This is a genomic window from Paracoccus sanguinis, assembly GCF_900106665.1.
In the GTDB taxonomy this organism is placed as follows: domain Bacteria; phylum Pseudomonadota; class Alphaproteobacteria; order Rhodobacterales; family Rhodobacteraceae; genus Paracoccus; species Paracoccus panacisoli.
This window is the reverse complement of sequence record NZ_FNNA01000003.1, coordinates 275,482-300,145: the sequence shown is the minus strand read 5'-3', so window position 1 is coordinate 300,145 and position 24,664 is coordinate 275,482. Positions and strand designations below refer to the sequence as shown.

25 protein-coding genes and 1 other RNA gene are annotated in these 24,664 nt (G+C 71.2%); 20 read left to right on the top strand and 6 right to left on the bottom strand.

The window, feature by feature from the left end:
• Positions 1-16: 16 nt before the first annotated feature.
• Positions 17-391 (bottom strand): HesB/IscA family protein, encoded by a 375-nt coding sequence (locus BLW17_RS12600; protein WP_036700722.1) that lies wholly within the window; start codon positions 389-391, stop codon positions 17-19.
• A gap of 127 nt (positions 392-518) precedes the next feature.
• Here BLW17_RS12600 and dusA point away from each other — a divergent pair, with 127 nt between their 5' ends.
• Entirely contained in the window at positions 519-1,544 is a 1,026-nt protein-coding gene (gene dusA / locus BLW17_RS12595) for a tRNA dihydrouridine(20/20a) synthase DusA (RefSeq protein WP_074826727.1), read from the top strand.
• 123 nt (positions 1,545-1,667) lie between these two features.
• Complete coding sequence (locus BLW17_RS12590; RefSeq protein ID WP_036732965.1) at positions 1,668-2,474, top strand: sulfite exporter TauE/SafE family protein; 807 nt, start codon at positions 1,668-1,670, stop codon at positions 2,472-2,474.
• Here BLW17_RS12590 and mazG read toward each other — a convergent pair.
• Positions 2,471-3,304 carry a nucleoside triphosphate pyrophosphohydrolase gene (mazG, locus tag BLW17_RS12585; RefSeq protein ID WP_074826724.1) on the bottom strand — a complete coding sequence of 278 codons (834 nt, stop codon included), beginning with the start codon at positions 3,302-3,304 and terminating at the stop codon, positions 2,471-2,473. The two genes, BLW17_RS12590 and mazG, sit on opposite strands and share 4 nt — an antisense overlap.
• A 65-nt stretch (positions 3,305-3,369) precedes the next feature.
• Between mazG and BLW17_RS12580 the strand changes: the two genes are divergently transcribed.
• From BLW17_RS12580 to BLW17_RS18160, 13 genes are all read left to right on the top strand, one after another.
• On the top strand, positions 3,370-4,539 hold the full coding sequence (locus BLW17_RS12580) for a M20 aminoacylase family protein (protein ID WP_036732962.1): 1,170 nt from the start codon (positions 3,370-3,372) through the stop codon (positions 4,537-4,539).
• Between the two features lie 303 nt (positions 4,540-4,842).
• Complete coding sequence (gene yajC / locus BLW17_RS12575; RefSeq protein ID WP_036700706.1) at positions 4,843-5,175, top strand: preprotein translocase subunit YajC; 333 nt, start codon at positions 4,843-4,845, stop codon at positions 5,173-5,175.
• Between the two features lie 12 nt (positions 5,176-5,187).
• Complete coding sequence (gene secD / locus BLW17_RS12570) at positions 5,188-6,852, top strand: protein translocase subunit SecD (protein ID WP_036700705.1); 1,665 nt, start codon at positions 5,188-5,190, stop codon at positions 6,850-6,852.
• 12 nt (positions 6,853-6,864) lie between these two features.
• Positions 6,865-7,860 carry a protein translocase subunit SecF gene (secF, locus tag BLW17_RS12565; protein ID WP_036732958.1) on the top strand — a complete coding sequence of 332 codons (996 nt, stop codon included), beginning with the start codon at positions 6,865-6,867 and terminating at the stop codon, positions 7,858-7,860.
• Positions 7,860-8,213 (top strand): Mth938-like domain-containing protein, encoded by a 354-nt coding sequence (locus BLW17_RS12560; protein ID WP_036732956.1) that lies wholly within the window; start codon positions 7,860-7,862, stop codon positions 8,211-8,213. Before secF ends, BLW17_RS12560 begins: the two co-directional genes overlap by 1 nt.
• Positions 8,210-8,851 (top strand): heme ABC exporter ATP-binding protein CcmA, encoded by a 642-nt coding sequence (gene ccmA, locus BLW17_RS12555; protein ID WP_231565630.1) that lies wholly within the window; start codon positions 8,210-8,212, stop codon positions 8,849-8,851. The genes BLW17_RS12560 and ccmA overlap by 4 nt, the downstream gene beginning before the upstream one ends.
• Positions 8,852-8,942: 91 nt before the next feature.
• The gene (gene ccmB, locus BLW17_RS12550; protein WP_036707261.1) at positions 8,943-9,599 is read left to right on the top strand and encodes a heme exporter protein CcmB; all 657 of its coding nucleotides are present in this window, start codon (positions 8,943-8,945) and stop codon (positions 9,597-9,599) included.
• 44 nt (positions 9,600-9,643) lie between these two features.
• Positions 9,644-10,369 (top strand): heme ABC transporter permease, encoded by a 726-nt coding sequence (locus BLW17_RS12545; protein ID WP_036707259.1) that lies wholly within the window; start codon positions 9,644-9,646, stop codon positions 10,367-10,369.
• Positions 10,366-10,539 (top strand): heme exporter protein CcmD, encoded by a 174-nt coding sequence (gene ccmD, locus BLW17_RS12540; protein WP_331429044.1) that lies wholly within the window; start codon positions 10,366-10,368, stop codon positions 10,537-10,539. Before BLW17_RS12545 ends, ccmD begins: the two co-directional genes overlap by 4 nt.
• Positions 10,532-11,077, top strand: coding sequence for a DsbE family thiol:disulfide interchange protein (locus BLW17_RS12535; protein ID WP_036700695.1), 546 nt, complete (start codon positions 10,532-10,534; stop codon positions 11,075-11,077). The genes ccmD and BLW17_RS12535 overlap by 8 nt, the downstream gene beginning before the upstream one ends.
• A gap of 198 nt (positions 11,078-11,275) precedes the next feature.
• Positions 11,276-12,268, top strand: coding sequence for a sulfurtransferase (locus BLW17_RS12530; RefSeq protein ID WP_036732952.1), 993 nt, complete (start codon positions 11,276-11,278; stop codon positions 12,266-12,268).
• Between the two features lie 4 nt (positions 12,269-12,272).
• A complete protein-coding gene (locus tag BLW17_RS12525) occupies positions 12,273-13,421 on the top strand; it encodes a YeeE/YedE thiosulfate transporter family protein (RefSeq protein ID WP_231572766.1) in 1,149 nt (382 codons plus the stop codon).
• Positions 13,418-13,582, top strand: coding sequence for a hypothetical protein (locus BLW17_RS18160; protein ID WP_168781975.1), 165 nt, complete (start codon positions 13,418-13,420; stop codon positions 13,580-13,582). Before BLW17_RS12525 ends, BLW17_RS18160 begins: the two co-directional genes overlap by 4 nt.
• A gap of 50 nt (positions 13,583-13,632) precedes the next feature.
• Here the strand turns inward: BLW17_RS18160 and BLW17_RS12520 are convergent, their stop codons facing one another.
• Both BLW17_RS12520 and acnA read right to left on the bottom strand, forming a co-directional pair.
• Positions 13,633-14,424 (bottom strand): calcium-binding protein, encoded by a 792-nt coding sequence (locus BLW17_RS12520; protein ID WP_036732949.1) that lies wholly within the window; start codon positions 14,422-14,424, stop codon positions 13,633-13,635.
• Positions 14,425-14,568: 144 nt separating this feature from the next.
• Positions 14,569-17,355 (bottom strand): aconitate hydratase AcnA, encoded by a 2,787-nt coding sequence (gene acnA / locus BLW17_RS12515; RefSeq protein WP_036732946.1) that lies wholly within the window; start codon positions 17,353-17,355, stop codon positions 14,569-14,571.
• A 428-nt stretch (positions 17,356-17,783) separates the two neighbouring features.
• On the opposite strand from acnA, the gene BLW17_RS17440 reads away from it, so the two are divergent.
• The 5 genes from BLW17_RS17440 to BLW17_RS12490 all read left to right on the top strand — a co-directional run bounded on the left by BLW17_RS17440 (position 17,784) and on the right by BLW17_RS12490 (position 21,345).
• Positions 17,784-18,779 (top strand): DUF1223 domain-containing protein, encoded by a 996-nt coding sequence (locus tag BLW17_RS17440; RefSeq protein WP_052176332.1) that lies wholly within the window; start codon positions 17,784-17,786, stop codon positions 18,777-18,779.
• Between the two features lie 111 nt (positions 18,780-18,890).
• Positions 18,891-19,307, top strand: an RNA gene (gene rnpB, locus BLW17_RS12505) — RNase P RNA component class A.
• Positions 19,308-19,449: 142 nt separating this feature from the next.
• The gene (locus BLW17_RS12500) at positions 19,450-19,881 is read left to right on the top strand and encodes a PAS domain-containing protein (RefSeq protein WP_036700691.1); all 432 of its coding nucleotides are present in this window, start codon (positions 19,450-19,452) and stop codon (positions 19,879-19,881) included.
• A gap of 135 nt (positions 19,882-20,016) precedes the next feature.
• Complete coding sequence (gene rpmG / locus BLW17_RS12495) at positions 20,017-20,184, top strand: 50S ribosomal protein L33 (RefSeq protein ID WP_036700690.1); 168 nt, start codon at positions 20,017-20,019, stop codon at positions 20,182-20,184.
• Positions 20,185-20,430: 246 nt separating this feature from the next.
• Positions 20,431-21,345, top strand: a complete 915-nt coding sequence (locus BLW17_RS12490) for an alpha/beta fold hydrolase (protein WP_036732941.1) — start codon at positions 20,431-20,433, stop codon at positions 21,343-21,345.
• Here the strand turns inward: BLW17_RS12490 and BLW17_RS12485 are convergent.
• Together BLW17_RS12485 and BLW17_RS12480 are read right to left on the bottom strand one after the other, a co-directional pair.
• Positions 21,294-21,944 (bottom strand): inner membrane-spanning protein YciB, encoded by a 651-nt coding sequence (locus BLW17_RS12485; RefSeq protein WP_036732939.1) that lies wholly within the window; start codon positions 21,942-21,944, stop codon positions 21,294-21,296. The genes BLW17_RS12490 and BLW17_RS12485 overlap by 52 nt on opposite strands.
• Before the next feature lie 259 nt (positions 21,945-22,203).
• Positions 22,204-24,642, bottom strand: coding sequence for a UvrD-helicase domain-containing protein (locus tag BLW17_RS12480; RefSeq protein ID WP_036736638.1), 2,439 nt, complete (start codon positions 24,640-24,642; stop codon positions 22,204-22,206).
• Positions 24,643-24,664 lie beyond the last annotated feature (22 nt).

The following is a 24,664-nucleotide window of genomic DNA, read 5'->3' as shown; positions in this document are numbered from 1 at the left end:
GGGCGTCCGCCCGCGGTCAGCCCTGTCGCGCGGCCGACCCCTCCAGCGGCTCGAACCGCACCGACTCGCCGCAGCCGCAGCTGTCGGTGACATTGGGATTGATGAAGCGGAACCCGCTGTCGAGCAGCCCGTCCTGATAGTCGATCTGGGTGCCGAAGAGGAACATCTGCGCGGTGGGCGCGATCAGGACCCGCGCCGCGCCCTGTTCGACCACCTCGTCGCCGGGGTTGGCGGCGTCGGCCAGTTCCATCGTGTATTCCATCCCCGCGCAGCCTCCCTTCTTCAGGCCGATGCGCAGGCCCGCCCCGTCCTTGCCAGCCATCAGCCGGGCGATCCGCGCCTCAGCGGCGGGGGTGATGGTGACGGGGGGCTTGCCGGGGATCGAGAACATGGGATGCCTTTCGCGCTTGCCCCAGAAGATAGGGGCGAGGGCTGCCCGGCTCAACCCGCGGCGCGCGCTGGCCTTGCGGGCCCCCGCCGTGCTAGGGACCGCCGCCTGATCCCGTCTGGACCGCGCCATGACCCGTCCCCTCGCTATTCACCCCGCTGCGCCGGGGCGCTTCGACGCCAGCCCCGCGCGGCAGGCCGCCCGCCTGAGCGTGGCGCCGATGATCGACTGGACCGACCGTCAATGCCGCGGCTTCCACCGGCTGCTTTCGCGCCGGGCGCTGCTCTATACCGAGATGATCACCGCCCCGGCGATCCTGCATGGCGACCGCGACCGGCTGCTCGGCCATGACGGCGACGGGCCGGTGGCGCTGCAGATCGGCGGTTCGGACCCCGCGCAGCTGGCCGAAGCCGCGCGCATCGGCGCGGATTACGGCTACGACGAGATCAACCTCAACGTCGGCTGCCCCAGCGACCGGGTGCAGTCGGGCTGCTTCGGCGCGGTGCTGATGAAGTCGCCCGACCTCGTCGCCGCCTGCGTCGCGGCGATGCAGGCGGCCTCGCCGGTCGAGGTCACGGTGAAATGCCGCATCGGCGTGGACGAGCAGGAGCCCGCCGAGGTCCTGCCCGCCTTCCTCGCCACGCTCGAGGCGGCCGGTGTCCGCCGGGTCATCGTCCACGCCCGCAAGGCCTGGCTCGAGGGGCTGAGCCCGCGCGAGAACCGCGAGATCCCGCCGCTCGACTATCCGCTGGTCCACGCGATGAAGGCGGCCTTTCCCGGCCTGCACCTGTCGATCAACGGCGGCATCGCCTCGCTGGCCGAGGCCGAGGCGCAGCTGGCGGTGATGGACGGGGCGATGATCGGCCGCGCCGCGTATCACGAGCCCTGGGCCATCCTCGGCGCGGCGGACCGGCTATGGGGCGAGGCGCCGCCGCTCGCCTCTCCCGTCGCCGCGGCCGAGGCGATGCGCGAGGTGCTGGCCCGCCACCTCGCCGCCGGCGGGCGGATGCACCAGATCACCCGGCACATGCTCGGGCTCTTCCACGGCCGCCCCGGCGCGCGGCAGTGGAAGCGCATCCTGTCCGAGCGCGCGTCGCAGGGCACACTCGCCGACTATGACGCGGCGCTCGCGGCGGTCAGCTTGGACGCGGCCTGAGCGCCGGCGTCGGGGCGCGACGCGCCATCCCACCACCGGACCCTGCGGCAGGCCCCGCCGCGCCCGCTGGCGCCGCCCGCGCCGCGGCGCTAAGCGGGCGCGACGCAACAACGGACGACCGTCATGACCGAACTTCTGCCTTATGTCGCAGCCCTCCTGGCGGCGGGCGCCTTTGCCGGCATCCTCGCCGGGCTTCTGGGCGTCGGCGGCGGCATCGTCCTCGTCCCCGCCTTCGCGGCGATCCTGACGGCGGCGGGCTATGGGGCGGGCGACCTCATGCAGGTCTGCCTCGCCACCTCGCTGTCGACGATCTTCGTGACCTCGATCCGCTCGGTGCTGGCCCACAACCGCAAGGGGGCGGTGGACTGGGACATCCTGCGGGCCTGGGCGCCGTGGATCATGCTGGGCGCGATCGTTGGCGTGTGGCTCGTCTCGCGGCTCTCGACCCAGCAGCTCAAGGCGATCTTCGGGGTGCTGGTGCTCTGCGTGGCGAGCTTCATGCTGATCAGCCGCGCCGACTGGCGGCTGGCCGACACCCCGCCCGAAGGCGCCCGTCGCGCCGCCCTCGGCGGCACCGTGGGGCTGGTGGGCGTGCTGCTGGGGATCGGCGGGGGCTCGCTCGGGGTGCCGATGCTGACGCTGCACGGGCGGCCGATGCACCGCGCGGTGGCGACCTCGGCCGGGTTCGGGGCGGTGATCGCGCTACCCTCGGTGCTGGCGTTCCTGTTCGTGCCCGCTGCGGGGGCGCCGCCCGGCACGGTGGGCTCGGTCAACCTGCCGATCTTCGCGCTGACCATCGCCATGACGCTGCTGACCGCGCCGATCGGCGCGAACCTCGCGCATGGTACCGACGCGCGGCGGCTGCGGCGGATCTTTGCCGTGTTCCTGCTCGCCGTGGGCCTGAACATGCTGCGGAAGGCGCTGCTCTAGCCCGCCCTCTCCGCCGCCTTGGCAGCATCCCAGAGCGCGTCCATCTCGGCCAGCGTCGAGTCCTCGGGGCGGCGGCCCTCGGCGGCCAGCGCCGCTTCGATGGCGGCGAAGCGGCGGGTGAACTTGGCGTTCGCGTCGCGCAGCGCGGCCTCGGGGTCGATGTCGAGGTGGCGGGCGAGATTGGCCATCACGAACATGAGGTCGCCGAACTCCTCGGCCCGGTGGGCGGGGTCGGTGGCGGCGCGCAGCTCGGCGGTCTCCTCGGCGAGCTTGTCCAGCACCTCGTCGGCCGAGGGCCAGTCGAACCCCACCCGCGCCGCCCGGTTCTGCAGCTTGATCGCCCGCGTCAGCGCCGGCAGGCCAAGCGCCACGCCGTCGAGCACGCCCTTCTCGGCCTTGGCGGCGCGCTCGGTGGCCTTGATTGCCTCCCAGTCCTTCACCTGCTGGGCGGCGGACTTGTCGCGCGATTCGGTGCCGAAGACGTGCGGGTGCCGCGCCACCAGCTTGTCCGAAATGGCGCGGGCCACGTCGGCGAAGCCGAACATCCCCGCCTCGTCGGCCATCTGGGCGTGGAACACGACCTGCAGCAGCAGGTCGCCCAGCTCGCCCGGCAGCTCGTCCCAGGCCTGCCGGGCGATGGCGTCGGCGACCTCGTGGGCCTCCTCGATGGTATAGGGGGCGATCGAGGCGAAATCCTGCTCGATGTCCCAGGGGCAGCCCGTCTGCGGGTCGCGCAGCGCGGCCATGATCCCGATCAGCCGCGCGGTTTCGTCGGTGGCTGACAGGGTGGCGGCCGTGGCGTCGGCGGTGTCTGCGGATCGGTCGGTCATGGACTTTCGCGCCCCGTTCGGTTCGAGTGCGGCCAAGAGACACAAGCACCCGGAAAGAGTCCACCATGCCCGTCCTGAACCGCATCGCCGGATACGCCGACGAGATGACCGCCTGGCGGCGGCATCTGCACCAGCACCCCGAGCTGCAGTTCGACCTCGGCGAGACCGCCGCCTTCGTCGCCGCCCGCCTGCGCGAGTTCGGGGTGGACGAGCTGCACGAGGGGATCGCGCAGACCGGCATGGTGGCGATCATCAACGGGCGCGGCGAGGGGCCGACCATCGGGCTCAGGGCCGACATGGACGCGCTGCCGATCGTCGAGGCGACGGGGGCGGCGTATGCCTCGACCGTGCCGGGCAAGATGCACGCCTGCGGGCACGACGGCCACACCACGATGCTGCTCGGCGCGGCGAAGTATCTGGCCGAGACGCGCAACTTCTCGGGCCGCGTGGCGCTGATCTTCCAGCCCGCGGAAGAGGGCGGGCGCGGCGCCAAGGTCATGGTGGACGAAGGCATCATGGAGCGCTTCGACATCGGCCAGGTGTTCGCGCTGCACAACTCGCCCAACGTGGCGCTGGGGTCGTTCCAGACCAACGGCGGGGCGCTGATGGCGGCGGTCGACGCTTTCGACATCCGCATCAAGGGCCGCGGCGGGCACGGGGCCATGCCGCACGAGACCGCCGACCCGGTGATCGCCGCGGTGGGCATCGTGCAGGCGTTGCAATCCATCGTCAGCCGCAACCACAAGGCCACCGACGACCTCGTGGTCTCGGTCACCCAGATCCACACCGGCTCGGCCCACAACGTCATCCCCGACGACGCCTGGATCAACGGCACGGTGCGGACCTTCGACCCCGCCGTGCAGGCGATGGTGATGCGCCGGATGGAGGAGATCGTCGCCGGACAGGCCGCGAGCTACGGGGTCGAGGCGGTGCTCGACTACCAGACCGGCGACCCGGCGACGGTCAACGACCCGGCCTGCGCGAGCTTCGCCGCCGGGGTCGCGGCCGAGGTCGCGGGGCTCGACATGGTCGACGGCGAATGCCCGCGCGAGATGGGGGCCGAGGATTTCAGCTACATGCTCGAGGCGCGTCCTGGGGCCTATGTCTTCATCGGCCAGGGGCCGGGGGCAGGGCTGCACCACCCCGCCTATGACTTCAACGACGAGATCGCGCCGATCGGGGCGAGTTTCTTCGCCCGCCTCGTCGAGCGGGCCCAGCCCGCGGCGGTGGGCTGAGCCGGCGCGGGTCGCCGGGCGACCTGCAGCCGTCGGTGCCGGTGGCGCTGCCCCTCGCGCCGTTCCGGTGCGTCCCCCGGGGTAATCGCGCCACAAATAAGTCCCGACGTGGCGCCCCCTACGGCTGCGCCGCGCCCACGAAGCGGTGACGCGGCGGGGCCACGGCGTTTCTGGACAAGCGCCGCCCGCCCGACTAGAACCCGCGCCAATTCGCGCTTTGCGCCCCGGCCGCGGCCCTGCCGCCGCGTGCCCGCGGATCATGCCCTGACCGGCCTCATGACCGGCCCCAGCTGAGGATCGCCCATGTTCGTCTCTCCTGCCTATGCCCAGGCTGCCGGCGCGCCCGGCGGCGCCGCCGCCTTCGCGCAGTTCGTCCCGCTGCTGCTGGTCTTCGTGATCATGTATTTCCTGATCCTGCGCCCGCAGCAGAAGAAGATGTCCCAGCACCGGGCGATGGTTGCGGCGCTGAAGAAGGGCGACCAGGTGATCACCCAGGGCGGGCTGATCGGCAAGGTCGTGGGTGTGCGCGACGATGAGCTGGACGTCGAGCTGGCGCAGGGCGTGCGCGTCCGCGTCGTCCGGTCGAGCATCGCGCAGGTCGTGAACCGCACCGCGCCCGTCGCCGCCAACAGCTGAGCCGCCCCCATCATGCTGCAGATCCCGCTGTGGAAACGCATTGCGATCCTCGCCGTCGTGGCGCTGGCCTTCGTCTATGCGATGCCCAACCTGTTCTATTCCCGCGTCGAGGCCCATAACGACGCCCTCGTCGCGGCCGAGCGCGCCGGGTTCGAGACGCCCGAGCAGGCCGCCGCGCGCGGTCTCTGGCCGTCGTGGCTGCCGTCGAGCCTCGTCAATCTCGGGCTCGACCTGCGCGGCGGGGCGCATCTTCTGGGCGAGGTCCACACGGCCGACGTCTACAAGTCCCGCATGACCGCCCTCTGGCCGGAACTCCGCGACGCGCTCGCGGCCGAGCGCGACACGCTCGGCGCCGTGCGCCGCGTGCCGGGCCCCGAGGACGAGCTGCGCGTCGAGATCGGCAACCCCGACCAGATGGCCCGCGCGGTCGAGATCGCCCGGACGCTCGCCGCGCCCGTGGTGTCGCTGACCGGCGCCGGGTCGTCGAGCCTCGATATCACGGCCAACGGGCCGACGATGATGATCAAGCTGTCGGACGCCGAGAAGGCCGCCACCGACGACCGCACCATCCAGCAGTCGCTCGAGATCGTGCGCCGCCGGGTCGACGAGGTCGGCACGCGTGAGCCGACCATCCAGCGCCAGGGCAAGGACCGCATCCTGATCCAGGTGCCGGGCATCGGCTCGGCCGAAGAGCTGAAGAAGCTGATCGGCACCACTGCCAAGCTGACCTTCAACCCGGTCGTGGGCCGCGGCACGGACCCGAACGCGCCGGCTGGCGTCGGCAACATCGTGGTCCCCTCGCTCGACGAGCAGGGCGTCTACTACACCATCGCCGAGGCCCCCGTGGTCACCGGCGAGGAACTGACCGACGCGCGGCCCTCGTTCGACCAGAACGGCCAGCCCTCGGTCGACTTCCGCTTCAACCCGCAGGGCGCGCGCCGCTTCGGCGCCTATACCTCGGCCAACGTCGGCCAGCCCTTCGCCATCGTGCTCGACAACCAGGTGATCTCGGCGCCGGTGATCCGCGACGCGATCACCACCGGCTCGGGACAGATCTCGGGGTCGATGGGGGTGGATGAGTCGAACCGCCTTGCCGTGCTGCTGCGCGCGGGGGCGCTGCCGGCCGAGATGACCTTCCTTGAGGAACGGACCATCGGCCCGGAACTGGGGCAGGATTCGATCGACGCGGGCAAGATCGCGGCGGTGGTCGGCACCATCCTCGTCGTGGCCTACATCGTCGCCAGCTACGGGCTCTTCGGCGTCTTCGCCTCGATCGCGGTGATCGTGAACGTGGTGATGATCCTCGCCATCATGTCGGCGATGGGGGCCACGCTGACGCTGCCCGGCATCGCCGGCATCGTGCTGACCGTGGGCACCGCGGTCGATGCCAACGTCATCATCTACGAGCGCATCCGCGAGGAGCTGCGCGCCGGCAAGCGCGTCGCCACCGCCATCAACAACGGCTTCAACGAGGCGATGAGCGCGATCATCGACGCCAACGTGACGACCTTCATCGCGGCGCTGGTGATGTTCTTCCTGGGCTCGGGCCCGGTCAAGGGCTTCGCCGTGACGCTGACCATCGGCCTCGTGACCTCGGTCTTCACCGCGATCTTCCTCACCCGGTTGATGATCGTGCTGTGGCTCGACTGGCGCAAGCCCAAGACACTCGTTCTGTAAGGGGGGCGTGAGATGGCCTTTCGTCTGAAACTCGTTCCCGACGTCACCCACTACGACTTCTTCCGCTGGCAGAAGCTGACCTTCGGCATCTCGGCGGTGGCGATGATCGCCTCGGTGATCATCATCTTCCTGAACGGCTTCAACTTCGGCATCGACTTCAAGGGCGGCACGACCATCCGCGCCGAAAGCCCGACGGCCTTCGAGGTCTCGGACTACCGGCAGGCGCTCGGCGGGCTGAACCTCGGGGACGTGTCGATCACTGAGGTCTTCGACCCCTCCTTCGGCGCCGACCGGCACGTCGCCATGATCCGCATCGGCACCTCGGGCGAGACCGGCTCGGTCACCCCCGAAGAGCTGAACCAGGTCGAGGCGGCGCTGAAGACCGTCGATCCGCAGGTCCGCTTCGCCGCGGTCGAGTCGGTCGGCCCCAAGGTCTCGGGCGAGCTGATCAAGACCGCGCTCTATGCCGTGGGCGCGGCGACGCTGGGCATCCTCTTCTACGTCTGGCTGCGGTTCGAGTGGCAGTTTGCGGTAGGCGGCGTGTTCGCGCTGGTCCACGACATCCTGCTGACGGCCGGCATCTTCTCGCTGTTCCAGATCAAGTTCGACCTCTCGACCATCGCGGCGCTGCTGACCATCCTCGGCTATTCGATCAACGACACCGTCGTGGTGTTCGACCGGCTGCGCGAGAACCTGATCAAGTTCAAGACCATGCCGCTGATCGACGTGATGAACCTGACGGTGAACGAGACGCTGTCGCGCACCATCATGACGGCTGTGGCGACGGCGCTGGCGCTCGCCGCGCTGCTCGCGCTGGGGGGCGACGTGATCCGCGGCTTCGTCTTCGCGATGCTCTGGGGCGTATTCGTCGGCTGCTACTCGACGATCTACGTCGCCAAGAACATCGTGCTGTGGCTGGGGGTCAAGCGGGACTGGTCGAAGCCCGAAAAGACCCCGGCGGGCGAGGTCAGCGACCTGGCCGGCACGCCTTTCCAGGACCGCCCCTGATGGCGATGAAGGAAACCGACTTCGCCGGCGCGGTCCCCGTGGACGGCTACGGCCCCGGTTTCTTTCGCGTCGGCGGGCGGCTGCACCACGGGCCGGTGATCGTGACCGCCGCCGGACCGCGGCCCTGGGGCGGGCTGGACGACATTGCCGCGCTCGAGGCGCTGGGGGGCACGGTGGACGTGCTGTTCCTCGGCATGGGCGCCGACCCCGAGCGGCCTTCGGCGGCGCTGTCGCAGGCGCTCGCCGCCGCTGGCCTCGCGGTCGAGCCGACCGCCACCCCCACCGCCGCGCGCAGCTACAACGTCACCCTGTCCGAGGGGCGGCGCGTCGCCTGCGCGCTTCTGCCGGTGTGACGGCGCCGCTGGTCACCGCCCATGACCTTGCCGTGTCGCGCGGCGGGCGGCGGGCGGTCGAACGCGTCGCCTTCACCCTCGCGCCGGGCGAGGCGCTGATCCTCCGCGGCCCGAACGGGATCGGCAAGACCACGCTGCTGCGCACCGTGGCCGGGCTTCAGCCCCCCGCCGCGGGCCGGATCGAGGCCGACCCCGACGCCATCGCCTATGCCGCCCATGCCGACGGGCTGAAGGGCGCGCTGACGGTGGCCGAGAACCTCGACTTCTGGCGCGCGGTCTTCGGCGGCCCGCCCATCGGCGCGGCGCTCGAAGCCATGAACCTCGCCGCGCTGGCCGAGCGTCCGGCGGCGATGCTCTCGGCCGGGCAGAAGCGGCGGACCGGGCTGGCGCGGCTGATGGTCACCGGCCGGGCGGTCTGGGTGCTGGACGAGCCGACCGTCTCGCTCGACGCCGACTCGGTGGCGCTCTTCGCCCGGGTGGTGCGCGGCCACCTCGCCGCCGGCGGGGCGGCGCTGATGGCGACCCACATCGACCTCGGCCTGCCCGAGGCGCGCATCCTCGACCTCGCCCGCTTTCGCGCCGACCCGGACCGCCCGGCGGACCGCGCCCCGGCGAGCTTTGACGAGGCCTTCGCATGACCGCCGCCCGCACCCGTGCACGACCCGCGGGCCGGCCTGACCTTTCTGTCTGGTCCGAGTACCCCATCCGGCACCTGAGCGAGGCGCGGCCATGAAGGCGCTGCTTCTGCGCGACCTCGCGCTGGCCACCCGCGCGGGCGGCGGCTTCGGGCTCGGCCTCGCGTTCTTCCTCATCCTCTGCACCCTCGTCCCCTTCGGCGTCGGCCCCGAGGGCGGGACGCTCGCCCGCATCGCCCCCGGCATCCTCTGGGTCGGCGCGCTGCTCGCCTGCCTGCTGTCGCTCGACCGCCTGTTCGCGCTGGATTGGGAGGATGGGAGCCTCGACCTGCTCGCCACCTCGCCGTTGCCGCTCGAGGGGGCGGTGGGGATCAAGGCGCTCGCCCACTGGATCACTACCGGGCTGCCGCTGGTCGCGGCCGCGCCGCTCTTCGGCATCCTGCTGCACCTGTCAGGGGCGGCGCTGCCGTGGCTGGTGGCGGCGCTGCTGTTGGGTACGCCCGCGCTCTCGATGCTGGGCGCGTTCGGCGCGGCGCTCACGGTGGGGCTGCGGCGGGGCGGGCTGCTCATGTCGCTGCTGGTGCTGCCGCTTTACGTCCCCACGCTGATCTTTGGGGCCGAGGCGGTGCGACGTGGTGCCGCGGGGGCGGACGGGATGACCCCGCTGGTGCTGCTTGCCGGCATCAGCCTGGCGGTGCTGGCGGCCATCCCCTTTGCCGCTGCCGCCGCCCTCAGGGTCAACCTGCGGTGAGGAGGGGGCTTTCACCCCCCCGCGCGGACGGCTAGACAACCCGCATGTCGCTTTGGGAATACGCCAACCCGGTCAAGTTCATGCGCCTTTCGGGCGCGGTGCTGCCGTGGGTCTCTGCCGCCGCCGCCGTGACGCTGGTCGGCGGCCTGATCTGGGGCTTTTCGGTGCCCGAGGACTACAAGCAAGGCGCGACCGTCAAGATCATGTTCCTGCACGTGCCTGCGGCGATGATGGCGATCAACATCTGGGTGATGATGCTCGTCACCTCGCTGATCTGGCTGATCCGGCGCCACCACGTCAGCGCGCTCGCCGCCCGCGCCGCCGCCCCGGTGGGCGCGGTGATGACGGTGATCGCGCTCGTCACCGGGGCCGTCTGGGGCCAGCCGATGTGGGGGACCTGGTGGGAGTGGGACCCGCGCCTGACCTCGTTCCTGATCCTGTTTCTCTTCTACCTCGGCTACATGGCGCTCTGGGCCGCGATCGAGAACCCCGACAGCGCGGCAGACCTGACGGGCGTGCTGTGCCTCGTCGGCTCGGTCTTCGCGCTGCTCTCGCGCTATGCGGTCAATTTCTGGAACCAGGGGCTGCACCAGGGGGCGACGATCAGCGTCGCGCCGGGGGACCGGATCAGCTCGGTCTACAGCTACCCGCTTTATACCTGCATGGCCGGGTTCTTCCTGTTGTTCCTGGCCCTGCTGCTGGTCCGCACAAGGACCGAGATCCGCCGCCGCCGGACCGCGGCGCTGCTGGCGCGCGAGGTGCGGGGATGATGGTCGAACTCGGCAAATACGCCGTCCCGGTGCTGTCGGCCTGGGCGATCTCGCTGGCGCTGATCGTGGCGCTCGTGGTTCAGACGCTGGCCGCCAGCGCCCGCGCGCGGCGCGATCTCGAGCGGGTCGAGCCGCCCCGCAATCGCCAGCAGGAGTCGCGCCGTGGCTAGGATCTCGCCCCTCGTCGCCCTGCCGCCGGTGCTGTTCGCCGGCCTCGCCGCGATGTTCTATTGGGGGATGGGCCGGGACGACCCGACCGCGATTCCCTCGACCCTGATCGGGCAAGAGGCGCCGGCGGTGCCTGCGACGACCCTGCCGGGCGCCACGCCGCTGACCGATGCCGACCTGCGCAGCGGCAAGGTGACGCTGGTCAATTTCTGGGCCAGCTGGTGCCCGCCCTGCCGGGCCGAGCATCCGACGCTGACCGCGCTCGCCGCCGAGGGCATCCCGGTGATGGGCATCGACCTCAAGGACCCCGAGCCCGCCGCGCAGCGGTTCCTCGCCGAGCACGGCAATCCCTTCGCCCGGCTCGCCACCGATCCGCAGGGCCGCGCGGCGATCGACTGGGGCGTGACCGCGCCGCCCGAGACCTTCATCCTCGACGCCGAGGGCAGGGTGCTCTACCGCCACGCCGGGCCGCTGATCCGCGAGGACTATACCAACCGCTTCCGGCCCGAGCTGGACAAGGCGCTCGCGGCGCAGAAATAAGGACAGCGTTCGCGGCGGTGCCTGATTGGCGAGACGTTTTTCGCCCCATCCCGCTCATCGGCGAAGCATATCCGGGAAAACCGTCCGGAGGCGACGATCTGTCGGCCTGCGGGTCCCTTGTCCGACCCGGCGCGGGTTGGCGGGGCGGGCCGGGCTGCGTATCTCGACGCTCAACCCCGCTGACCCAGTGAGTGTCCCATGCGCATCATCGCCCCGTTCCTGACTGCCGCTGCCGTGGCGCTGGCGGTCCCGGCGCTGGCCCAGACCGCGCCGGCCCCCACCGCGCCCGCCGCGCCCGCGTCCGCCATCCCTGCCACTGAGGCACCGCGCGCCCAGCACCTCGGCCCGCTCGTCACCCCCGCCGAACTGGCCGCCACCGACCGTGCGCCCCTGATCCTCGACATCCGCGGCGCGGACTACGCCAAGGGGCACATCCCCGGCGCGGTCGATGCGCCCTACAAGCTGTTCCGCGGGCCGACCGACAACCCCGGCCGCCCCGTCGCCCCCGAGCAGCTGCAGGCCACGCTCTCGCAGCTGGGGGTCGAGCTCGGCCGCCCGGTGGTGGTCGTCCATCAGGGCAGCGACCAGGACGACTTCGGCGCGGCCGCGCGGGTCTACTGGACGCTGAAATCCGCCGGGGTGCAGGACATCGCCATCCTGAACGGCGGGATGAACGGCTGGGCCGCCGCCGGCCAGCCGACCGAGACCACGCCGGTCACGCCCGCGCCCTCGCTGATCGAGATCACCTGGGACGACCGCTGGACCGCGACCGAGGCCGAGGTCGCGGCCATCGCCGCGGGCAAGGGCGATGCGGTGCTGCTCGACGCCCGCCCGCCGGGCTTCTACGAGGGGCGCCAGGCCCATGCCGCGGCCTCGGTGCCGGGCACCGTGCCGGGGGCCCAGAACGTGCCGCATACCGAGTGGTTCGCGGGCAGCACGCCCGCCATTGCCCCGGCCGCCACCGCCGCGGACGTCGCCCGCGCGCTGGGGCTGAGCCCTGACCGCGAGATCGTCACCTTCTGCAACACCGGCCACTGGGCCGCGACCGAGTGGTTCGCGCTGTCGGAGCTCGCCGGGCTGCCGGACGTGAAGATGTATCCCGAATCGATGGTCGGCTATACCCGTGGCGACCACGAGATCGCCAACCGGCCGGGGCTGGTCGAGAACCTGCTGCGGCAGATCAGGGGGTAAGCGCATGGTCGCCGTCACCAGCCAGATGGGCGCGCGCGAGGCGCCCGCCACCCCCCTCGTCCCCGGCCTCGCCAGCCGCAGCGCGGCGGTGGCGCTGGCGCTCGCGGCGCTGGCCGCCGTGGCGCTGTTCGTGGGCGCGCGCTTCGCGTTGCTGCTGGCCATCGGCCTCGGGTTCGGCATCACGCTCGAGGGGCTGCGCTTCGGCTTTGCCGGCCCGTGGCGGGCGCTGATCCTGCGCCGCGAGGCGGGGGGCGTGCTCGCGCAGATCCTCGCCATCGCGCTGACAGCGCTGGTCGCCATGCCGCTGATCGCCGCGAACCCGGGCGAGCTCTCCGGCGCCGCCGCGCCGATCGGCTGGGCGATGCTCGGCGGCGCCTTCGTCTTCGGCGCGGCGATGCAGGTGGTGCTGGGCTGCGGCTCGGGCACCCTCGTCAACGCCGGCAGCGGCAACCCCGTCGCGGTCGTGGCGCTGCCGTTCTTCGCCCTCGGCAGCTTCCTCGGGTCGTTCTCGCTCGTCTGGTGGACGAACCTCGGGTCGCTGCCGGTGGTGGTGCTGGGCGGGGCGAGCGGTCTCGGGATCACGCTGGCGCTGCTGGCGGTGGTCGCGGCGGTGGTGCTGGCCGTGGCCGCGCCCGGGCATCGGCGCATCCCCGGCCGCTGGATCGCCGCGGCGGGGCTGCTGGCCGCGCTGGCACTCGCGAACCTCATCGTCTCGGGCCAGCCGTGGGGCGTGGTCTACGGCTTGGGCCTCTGGGGCGCCAAGGCGGCCGCGAGCCTCGGCGTCGACCTCAGCGCCTCGGCCTTCTGGTCGGCGCCGGGGAACGCCGCGCGGGTGACGCAGAGCGTCCTGACCGACATCACCTCGCTCACTGCCTTCGGCACCATCCTCGGGGCGATGCTCGTGGCCTTCTGGCGCGGCGGGCTGGCGCAGCGTCTGCCGGACCTGCCGGCGCGGGCGTGGGTCGCCACCGTGATCTCGGGGCTGCTGCTCGGCTATTCCTCGCGGCTCGCCTTCGGCTGCAACGTGGGGGCGCTGTTCTCGGGTATCTCGACCGGCAGCCTGCACGGCTGGGCGTGGCTGGTGATGGGGTTCGCCGGGTCGGCGGTCGGTGTCCGGCTTCGGCCGATCCTTGGGATGGAGGGGCGCAAATGACCCGTCGCGTGATGGCGGCCCTGTGCCTTGCCGGGCTTGCCGCGCTGATCGGCGCGGACCTCGCGGCTGCGCCGCCCAACCCCTACCGCGCGCCGGCGATGCTGGCGCTCGGCTCGGGCGCGGTGGCGAGCGGCGGGTTCTGCGGCGCGCTGCCGCGCTGACGGACGGCGCGCACCTGCCCGCAGATGCGCGCCCCCTTGGATGAGCCGAGTTACCAGTTGAAATCGTCGGACCCGAGTTCGCCGAGCCGGGTCCACTCGATCCGCAGCACGTCGGCGCCGTGCCGGAACTCGACATGGTTGCCGGCCTGCACGAGATGCGCACGCACGTCCGCATAGCTGTCGAGGCCCGCGAAGCTGCGCAGGTCGATCACGTCGTCGTCGCTGTCGAAGTTGCGCACCGTGTCGAGACCGGCGGTGAAGACGAAGCGGTCATCACCCTCGCCGCCGCGCAGCATGTCGTTGCCCGCCCCACCGTTCAGGTAGTCGCTGCCCTCGCCTGCGGCCAGGTCGTCGTTGCCGAGCCCGCCGATCAGCGTGTCGTTGCCCTCGCCGCCGATCAGGATGTCGTGGCCGGCGCCCGCGCCGATGCGGTCGTCGCCCTCGAGCCCGAAGATCCGGTCCCCGCCCGCGCCCGAGCTGACGATGTCGTTGCCTTCGCCGGCGTTGATGGTGTCGGACCCGGTTCCCGAGCGGATCGTGTCGTTGCCCTCCCCGGCGTTGATGAGGTTGTTGCCGTCGCCGCCGTCCAGCATGTCGTTGCCGCTTTCGTCGGTGATCCGGTCATTGCCGGCCCCGCCCCACACCCGATCCTCGCCCTTGCCGGCCACGATGATGTCGTCGCCGTTCTCGCCCCAGATGCTGTCGTGGTCGTCGCCGCCATAAATCGTGTCGTTGCCGGCCCGGCCGTAGATCCGGTCGTCCCCGTCGAACCCGCGGATCAGGTCCGCCCAGGCGGTGCCATAGAGGGTGTTGTTCTCATTGGTGCCGTTGATGGTCGCCATCGGTCAGATCCCTTGCTGCATGAACACTGGAAGAACCGTCACGCTGGCACGGGGCGCGCGGGCCGCGCAATTCAACATTTGCCCAACCGAATGTGAAAAGGGGCCCCGCCTGGGGGCCCCTTCGATCCTCAGCCCGGCGCGGGCTCAGCTCTTGGCGAGGTTCCGCAGCACGTAGTGCAGCACGCCGCCGTTCTTGAGATACTCGATCTCGACCTCGGTATCGACGCGGGCCTTGAGGTCCACGGTCTTCTCGGTCCCGTCGGCATAGCGGATCGTCGCCTGCACGATCTTGAGCGGCTTGAAGTCGTCCGCGAGCCCGTGGATCGAGATCACCTCGGCGCCGGTCAGCCCCAGGGTCTTGCGGGTGTCGCCGCCGGTGAACTCGAACGGGATCACCCCCATGCCGACGAGGTTCGAGCGGTGGATGCGCTCGAAGCTTTCGGCGATGACCGCCTTGACGCCCAGAAGGTTGGTGCCCTTGGCCGCCCAGTCACGGCTCGAGCCGGCGCCATATTCGACGCCGCCCACCACGACCAGCGGGGTGCCGGCCTGCTGATAGGCCATCGCCGCGTCGTAGATCGAGGTCTCGTCCCCGTCCGGCCCCTTGGTGTAGCCGCCCTCGACCCCCTCGAGCATCTCGTTCTTGATGCGGATGTTGGCGAAGGTGCCGCGCATCATGATCTCGTGGTTGCCTCGGCGCGAGCCGTAGCTGTTGAAGTCGGCGGGCGCGACCTGGCGCTCGGTCAGGTATTTCCCGGCCGGGGTGGTCGGCTTGAACGAGCCCGCGGGCGAGATGTGGTCGGTGGTGATCATGTCGCCCAGCACCGCCAGCACCCGCGCGCCCTCGATGTCGGTGATGACGCCCGGCTCGCGGTTCATGCCCTGGAAGTAGGGCGGGTTCTGGATGTAGGTCGAGGTTGCCGGCCAGTCATAGGTCTCGCTGTCGGTGGTCTCGACCGCCTGCCAGCGCTCGTCGCCCTTGAACAGGTCGGCATATTTCGACTGGAACATCTCGCGGGTGACGACCTTGTGGACGAGGTCCGAGACCTCGGCCGAGGTCGGCCAGATGTCCTTGAGGAACACGTCGCGGCCGTCCTTGTCCTGGCCGATCGGCTCACGGGTGATGTCGATGTTCATGTCGCCCGCGATGGCATAGGCCACGACCAGCGGCGGGCTGGCGAGGTAGTTGGCGCGCACGTCCGGCGAGATCCGCCCCTCGAAGTTGCGGTTGCCCGACAGCACCGACACGGCGACGAGGTCGTTCTCGGCGATCGCCTTGCTGATCTCGGGCTCGAGCGGGCCCGAGTTGCCGATGCAGGTCGTGCAGCCGAAGCCCACGAGGTTGAACCCCAGCGCGTCCAGATCGTCCTGCAGCCCGGCGGCGTCGAGATATTCCGCCACCACCTGCGACCCGGGGGCGAGCGAGGTCTTGACCCACGGCTTGCGGGTCAGCCCCAGCGCCCGCGCCTTGCGCGCGACGAGCCCCGCGGCCATCAGCACATAGGGGTTCGAGGTGTTGGTGCACGACGTGATCGCCGCGATCACCACCGAGCCGTCGTTGAGCGTGAAGTCGCGGCCCTCGACCGGGGCCCCGAACAGCTCGGCCCCGCCGCGGTTGCCGCCCGGGATCTGGTCCGACGAGGGCGACGGCGCGCCGCCTTCCTCGGTCATCTCGAACTTCTGCTCCTTCGGGACCGACGGGGCGGGCTTCAGCCCCTCGATATAGGCCTTGAAGGTCTGCGCCGCGGCGTCGAGCGCGACGTGGTCCTGCGGCCGCTTCGGACCCGAGATGGCGGGCACCACGTCGCACAGGTCGAGCGAGAGGGTCGAGGTATAGACCGGCTCATAGGCCGCGTCGCGCCACAGGCCGTTGGCCTTGGCATAGGCCTCGACCAGCGCGATGCGGTCCTCGTCGCGGCCGGTCTGGCGCAGGTAGCGCAGCGTCTCGTCATCGACGGGGAAGAAGCCGCAGGTGGCGCCGTATTCGGGGGCCATGTTGGCGATGGTCGCGCGGTCGGCGAGCGGCATGTTGTCAAGGCCGGCGCCGTAGAACTCGACGAACTTGCCGACCACCTTGTGGTCGCGCAGCATCTTGACGACCTTGAGCACGAGGTCGGTCGCGGTCACGCCTTCCTTGAGCGCGCCGGTGATCTTGAAGCCCACGACCTCGGGGATCAGCATCGAGACGGGCTGGCCCAGCATCGCCGCCTCGGCCTCGATCCCGCCGACACCCCAGCCGAGCACCGCAAGCCCGTTGACCATCGTGGTGTGGCTGTCGGTGCCGACCAGCGTGTCGGGATAGGCCACGGTCTGGCCATCCTGATCGGTGTCGGTCCAGACGGTCTGGGCCAGATACTCGAGGTTCACCTGGTGGCAGATGCCGGTCCCGGGCGGCACCACGCGGAAGTTGTTGAACGCGCCCTGACCCCATTTCAGGAACTGATAGCGTTCCATGTTGCGGTCGTATTCCAGATCGACGTTGCGCTGGAAGGCGCGCGGGGTGCCGAACTCGTCCACCATCACCGAGTGGTCGATGACCAGATCGACCGGGTTCAGCGGGTTGATCTTCTGCGCGTCGCCGCCAAGCGCCTTGATCCCGTCGCGCATCGCGGCGAGGTCCACGACCGCCGGAACGCCGGTGAAGTCCTGCATCAGCACGCGGGCCGGGCGATAGGCGATCTCGCGGTCCGACTTGCCGCCGTCCTGCGCCCACTGGGCGAAGGCCTTGATGTCGTCCACGCTGACGGTGAAGCCGCCATCCTCGAAGCGCAGCATGTTCTCGAGCACGACCTTGAGGGCCGCGGGCAGGCGCGAGAAATCGCCCAGCCCCGCCTCGGTCGCGGCCGGGATCGAGTAATAGGCGTAGGTCGCACCGCCCGCGGAAAGCTCGCGGCGGGTCTTGGCGGTGTCGGTTCCGGTGACGATCGGCATGGCTGTCCTTTCAACGGTGGAGAGCTGGCGGGAGGGCGGGTCTGCGCCCCGATTGCCCCGATCCGCCGCGCAGCGCAAGCGCCGCATGGCGGGTCGGCGGTCCCCGGGGTGCGTCTTTGTATGCCATAGTATACATTTCGCGCGGGCGCTGCAAGTGCGGCATTGCGTGGGGCCGAACCGTGGCGGCGGGGTGCGGGCGGAACGCCGCGCCGGGCCGGGTGCGGCGGTCACGCCACAGCGCGCAGGTCTAACGAAGCGTTGATTTGGCCGCTCCGACGAATTGGCCCTAAAGACAGGCCATGTCCTGCGCCGCTCCGACCCCATTCCGCCACCCTGTCCCGACTTCGCGGCTGGCCTGCGCCCTGTCATCGGGGCCCTCCGCCGGGCCGGGCCGGACGCCACTCAAGGCGCTGGCACTCGCGCTTTCCGTGCTGCTCGTCTCGCTGACCGCCGCGCCGCACCCGCTCTCCGCCGACCCCTTCGACGGCGCGCCGGGGCAGGAGCAGGTGGGCGACGCGCCCGACACCGGCGACGTCGATCCCGGCTTCGACCCGGGCGACACGGGTGACGCCGCCGATCCCGGCGACATCGCGGTGATCGAGGCCCCCGACGACAACGGCTACACCGGCCCCGGCGAGGGGTTCGTCGAGGACATGCCGATGGGCGGAGAAGGCTTCGCCCTCGTCCCCGAGCGCGCCGACCCGATGCGCGGGCAGGCCGCCCCGGCGCCCCGCGCCGCGATGGCGCGCAGCATCGCGGCGCCGGTGGTGGTTGAGCTCTTCACCGCGCAGGGCTGCTCGACCTGCCCTGCGGCGGATGCGCTGCTGGCCGGGCTCGCCGACCTGCCCGGCGTGCTGCCGCTCAGCTGGCACGTCGATTATTGGGACTATCTCGGCTGGACCGACAATTTCGCCGACCCCCGCCACACCACCCGGCAAGAGGGCTACGCTGCCGCCGCCGGCGAACGCGGGGTCTATACGCCGCAGATCATCGTGGACGGGCAGGACACGCTGATCGGCGTCGGCCGGATGGGGCTGCTGGCCCTCATCGACGAACATTCGAGCCGCCCACCCGCCGTCATGGTCACCGCGGCCGAGGACGGCGGCAACCCGGTGATCGACCTCACCCCCCGGGCGGCGATCCCCGGCGGCGTCGACGTGCTGCTGGTCCGCTACCTGCCCGAGCGCAAGGTGCGGATCGACGGGGGCGAGAACCGCGGCCACTCGATCCTCTACCGCAACATCGTGGTGGGGGTCGAAAAGCTCAGCGCCTGGCCGGCCCGCACCCCGCTGCGCCTGACCGTGCGGCCGGGCACCATGGCAAGCCGCGGCTACCCCGCCGACACCCGCCACGCGATCCTCGTCCAGCAGCCGCTGCGGGGCGGGCGCCCCGGGCCGATCCTCGCGGCGCTGCGGCTGGACTGAAAGGGCAGGGGGCTGTCCGCCCCCGTCGTCCGTGCTGATGGATCTTTCGACCGCCCGGGCGGTGAGGCCGCGCTTGACCAGACCCGCCGCCCCCCCTATCTCGGCGCCTGCGCGGATGGCTGGATGACCGCGGGCGGGCCGACCTTCGGGACGGGGCCGCGCGAGGAAAGTCCGGGCTCCATGCAGGCACGGTGCCGGGTAACGCCCGGCGGGGGCAACCCCAGGGAAAGCGCCACAGAGAAGAGACCGCCCGCGGCCAGGCCCCTTCGGGGTACCAGCCGCAGGCAAGGGTGAAACGGTGGGGTAAAAGCCCACCGCGGGACGGGCAACCGGACCGGCACGGCAAGCCCCACCGGGAGCAATGCCGAATAGGGATCGCGCGCGGGGGCAACCCCGCAGGGCCGCCTGCGCCCCAGCAGATCCGGGTTGGCAGCTTGAGCCCGTCAGCAATGGCGGGCCGAGAGGAATGGTCATCCAGAGGGGTGCAAGCCCCTTGGACAGAACCCGGCTTACAGGCCGTCCGCGCGTTTCCCACTCCTGCCCGGCCCCGCACGCGACCGCCCGAGTCGCGGCGGCAGACCGACTGATGAAAATTGTGTCTGTCGGTTCCGCAACTCATGCTAAAGTTGCAGGGATTGTCGTACCCATTTTCAGTTTCGCGAGGGATTCCATGCTGCCGCACCCCGAATCCGTCCTGCGCGATGCCATCCCGGTCGACCTGGCCGCCGGCCTCGCGCTGTCCTCCACCCCCGGCGCCGACCGCGGCACGCGGCTGGCGCTCGCGCTCATGCGCCACATGGTCCAGCCGGTGATCCTGATGGACCCAGATGGCCGCGTGACCCAGCTCAACCCCGCTGCGCAGTCGCTGCTGATGCCGGGTGAGCCGGGGCGGTTCGGCCCCGGCGGCCGCTTCTGGTGGCAGCTCTGGCCCCACGCCGATGGGCTCGCCCTGCGCGGCGCGCTGGCCGAGGCGGCGGGCGGCGAGACGGTGCGCGTCACGCTCGACTGCCGCCGTGCGGTCGCCTCGACCGCGGTGCTGGTGCCGATCGAGGATGCGGGCGGGGGCGTCGCCAAGGTCATGTGCCTGCTCAGGGCGCGCTGAGGGCGTTTTCGGCGGCATTTCGAGCCGAATCCGGTTGACACCCGGGTGGGCACGCTTAAAAGGCGGGCTTCAAAGATTAGGACGGGGTAATCGGACAGCGGCCCAGAGGCCCGCCCCGCAGCAGGAGCAGGACCAATGGCGAAGCCGACGACGATCAAGATCCGTCTGAACTCGACGGCGGGAACCGGGCACTTCTACGTCACCAAGAAGAACGCCCGCACGATGACCGAGAAGATGACGGTCAACAAGTACGACCCCGTCCTCCGCAAGCACGTCGAGTACAAGGAAGGCAAGATCAAGTAAGATCGCCCCCTTTCGAGACGACCCGACCGCGCCCGGCCCTGCCGCGGCGCGGTTTTCCGTTTGTGGGCCATGCACCATCCCTGCGCGGTTCGTGCAATGTTCGTGCGATGTTCATGCACGGTTCATGCGAACGACCCGGCGCATGGCAGGCATCACCCCCCCTCCGTCACCCGACCGTCACCCGCGCGTCATGCTGCGGTTGCGAAATCCGCGCATCTTCGGCGCAGGAGATCGACGAGGTGCGCCATGGCGCTGGTCAGGATCGACAGCGGGGCTCCGGTCCCGGCCGAGTTGTGGCGCCGCGCCGAGGCGCTGCCCCCGGACCGGCCCGTGGTGGTGATGATCCACGGCTACCGCTTCACCCCGTCCGTCCCCGGCCGCTCGCCCCATCACCACATCCTGTCGCTCACCCCCAATCCGGGCGCGCGCCGGGCGCTGTCCTGGCCCGCGGCGCTCGGGTTCAGCGCCGAGGGGAGCGAGGGGCTGGGGGTGGCGCTTGGCTGGGACAGCTGCGGCGGGCTGAGGGCGGTGCATGGGCGGGCGGCCGAGGTCGGGGCGGAGCTCGCCGCGCTGATCGACCGGCTCGCGCTCGCGGCGCGGCGGCCGGTGGCGCTGATCGGCCATTCGCTCGGCGCCCGGGTGGCGCTGGCGGCGCTGGGGCGCGCCGCGCCGGGGGCGGTGGGGCGGGTCGTGCTGCTCGCCGCGGCCGAGCTGCGCCCGCGGGCCGAGGCGGCCATCGCCAGCCCCGCGGGGATGCTGGCCGAGGTCGTCAACGTCACGTCGCGCGAGAACGACCCGTTCGACCTCGCGCTCGAGCTGATCCTGTCGGCCGGGCGGCATCGGGCGCTGGGGTTCGGGCTCGGGCAGCCGCGGCGGAACTGGGTGGACCTGCAGATCGACGATGCGGCGACGCTTGAGAGCCTCGGGCGGCTGGGCTTCGCGATCGACCCGCGGGCGAGCCGCGCCTGCCACTGGTCGCCCTATCTGCGCGCCGGGCTCTTCGACCTGTGGCGCTGCGTGCTCTGCACACCCGCGGCGCTGCCGCTGCCGCTGCTGGCGGCGGCGGGGCCGGCACGGCCGGCGCGGCGCTGGTCGCGGTTGGTGGCGCCTCAGCGCGGGGTGCCGTCCTCGCCCGCGTTCTCCTCGGGGATCAGCGCGTAACGCTGGATCAGCGGGACGTTGGCCATCAGGAAGACGAAGGTCAGCGCGATCAGACCCACGGTCTTGAACAGCACCCAGGTGGTGTCGGACTGGGTGCGCCGGATGATCTCGTTGAGGACCGCAAGCGTCAGGAACAGCCCGGTCATCCTGAGGGTCAGCCGGCGCCAGCCCTCGGGGGCGAGCGGCACCATCTCGCCCATCGCCAGCGCCAGCCAGTTGCGACGCAGCACGAGGCCGAGGCCGAGCATCCCGGCCAGCAGCAGGTAGATGAAGGTGGGCTTCATCTTGATGAAGCGCTCGTCGTTGAGCCAGATCGTCAGCCCGCCGAAGATCACCACGATCACCAGCGTGACGAGCTGCATGACCGAAAGCTTGCGGGTGCGCGCCCAGAGCACGGCGTTGGCGGCGATGGTCAGCGGCACGAAGACCAGCGTGGCGACGATCAGCCCGGGATAGCTCTGCCCGCCCCAGTGCACGGTGCGGTCACGGTAGAGCAGGAACACGACGAGGAAGGCCACGAGCGGCCCGTAGTCGAGCGCCAGCTTGAGGCTGTGGGGAAGGGGCGCGCGCGGGGCGGAGGCGGGGGTGCGATCGGTCATGGCGGGGGTTTTCGCGCAAGCGTGGCCAAGGGGCAAGCGGAAGCGGCGAGCGGCGGCGCCGGCCGGGGCGCTGCCCCGGACCCCGGGATATTTGGGTCCAGCCCGAGGGGGGCGGGGCGGCTGACCGGCGGGCAGGGGGATTCGGGGGTGTGGGACCCCCGCAGAGCCGTCAGCGGATCGGGTTGAGCCAGCGGGGCCGTCCGGTGGGCGATGCCGCGACTCGGCGGGGCGGCGGGGCGGCAGCCTTCGCGGCGGCGACTCAGAACGGCACGTCGTCCGATGGGGTGATGTCGCGGGCGGCCTCGGCGGCGGGCTGGACGTAGGCCGCCTTGATGGTCTTGAAGCCGGCGGGAAACTCGACCGTCAGCGTGTCTTCGGCGATGCCCTGAACCGTGCCGGTGCCGAACTTCGGATGGAACACCCGCTCGCCCACGGCGAAGCGCTCGCCCGGGGTCGCGTCGATGACGATCGGGGTGCGGTGGGTCGGCGCGGACCGGGCCGCCGCGCGCTCCTGCATCCGCTTCCAGCCGGGCGAGTTGTAGACGTCGGCGCGGCTGGCGCGGTCGTGCATGGCCGAGGGGGTGAAGGGCTGCCCGAAGCCTTGCGCCGCCGCGCCGTAGCCGCCGCCGTAGAGGCCGGGGGGCGTCAGCACCTCGATCTGATCCTCGGGCAGCTCGTCGATGAAGCGCGAGGGCAGCGACGACTGCCACTGGCCGTACATCCGCCGGTTGCCGGCGAAGCTGATGGTGGCGAGGTCCTCGGCCCGGGTCAGGCCGACATAGGCGAGCCGCCGCTCTTCCTCGAGGCCCTTCAGGCCCGATTCGTCCATGCTGCGCTGGCTGGGGAACAGCCCGTCTTCCCACCCCGGCAGGAACACGATGGGGTATTCGAGGCCCTTGGCCGCGTGCAGCGTCATGATCGACACCTCTTCGGCCTGCTCGCCCTCGGCCGCGTCCATCACCAGCGCCACGTGCTCGAGGAAGCCCTGCAGGTTCTCGAACTCTTCCAGCGCCTTGACGAGTTCCTTGAGGTTGTCGAGGCGGCCGGGCGCGTCCGGCGACTTGTCGGCCTGCCACATGGCCGTGTAGCCGGTCTCGTCAAGGATGCGCTCGGCCAGCTCGACATGGCTCACCCGGCTGTCGAGCGCGTCGGCGTGAAAGCGGCCCATCGCCTCGGTGAAGAGCCGCATCTGGCCCGCAGCCTTGCCGCCCAGATCGCCCGCGGCGACCGCCGCCGCCGCCCCCTGCAGCAGCGACAGCCCCTCGGCCCGGGCGACGCGCTGGATGGTCTGCAAGCCCTTGTCGCCCAGCCCCCGCTTGGGGGTGTTGGCGATGCGCTCGAAGGCGAGGTCGTCGGTGGGCGAGACGGCGAGGCGGAAATAGGCCATCGCGTCGCGGATCTCGAGCCGCTCGTAGAAGCGCGGGCCGCCGATCACGCGGTAGGGCAGTCCGATGGTCATGAAGCGGTCCTCGAAGGCCCGCATCTGGTGGGCAGCGCGCACCAGGATGGCGATGTCGTTGAGGCTGCGGCGGCCGACGGAATGGCGGTGGCCGCCGTGGAAGGCCTCGATCTCCTCGCCGATCCAGCGGGCCTCGGCCTCGCTGTCCCAGTGGCCGATGAGGCGGACCTTCTCGCCCGGTTCGGCGTCGGTCCATAGCGTCTTGCCGAGGCGACCCTTGTTGGCGGCGATGAGGCCCGAGGCGGCGGCGAGGATCTGCGGTGTCGAGCGGTAGTTCTGTTCCAGTCGGATCACCTGGGCGCCGGGGAAGTCCGTCTCGAACCGCAGGATGTTGCCGACCTCGGCGCCTCGCCAGCCGTAGATCGACTGGTCGTCGTCGCCCACGCAGCAGATGTTGCGGTGCCCGGCCGCGAGCAGCCGCAGCCAGAGATACTGGGCGACGTTGGTATCCTGATACTCGTCGACGAGGATGTAGCGGAAGCGGTCCTGCCACTGCGCGAGCACGTCCGGGTGGGCCTGAAAGATCGTCACGCAGTGCAAGAGCAGGTCGCCGAAGTCGGTGGCGTTCAGCTCGATCAGGCGGCGCTGGTATTGGGTGTAGAGCGCGACGCCCTTGCCGTCGTAGGCGTGCGCCTCGGACGCGGGCACGCGGCCGGGGGTGAGGGCGCGGTTCTTCCAGTCGTCGATGAGACCGGCGAGCATCCGCGCCGGCCAGCGCTTCTCGTCGATGTTCTCGGCGGCGATGAGCTGCTTGAGCAGCCGCAGCTGGTCGTCGGTGTCGAGGATGGTGAAGCTCGACTTCAGGTGCAGGTCGCCCACGCCGACGAGCTCGGCGTGGCGGCGCAGGATCTTGACGCTGACCGAGTGGAAGGTGCCGAGCCACGGCATCCCCTCGATCGTCTCGCCCAGGAGCTTGGCGATCCGCGCCTTCATCTCGCGCGCGGCCTTGTTGGTGAAGGTCACGGCGAGGATGCGGCCGGGGGTGGCCCGGCCCTGGGTCAGAAGATGCGCGATGCGGGTGGTGAGCGCGCGGGTCTTGCCGGTGCCCGCGCCGGCGAGCAGCAGGACGGGGCCGTCCAGCGCCTCGACCGCGGCGAGCTGCGCGGGGTTCAGCCCGTCGAGATAGGCGGGCGCCGCCTGCGCCCCGATCCCCATCGCCCGCGCACTGAGCGACGGGCGGGGGGCGGGGGCACGGGCGGCTGCGGCCTCGAAGGCGTCGGCGTCGTCGAACTGGCTCATGGCCCCAACATAGGCCGTTCAG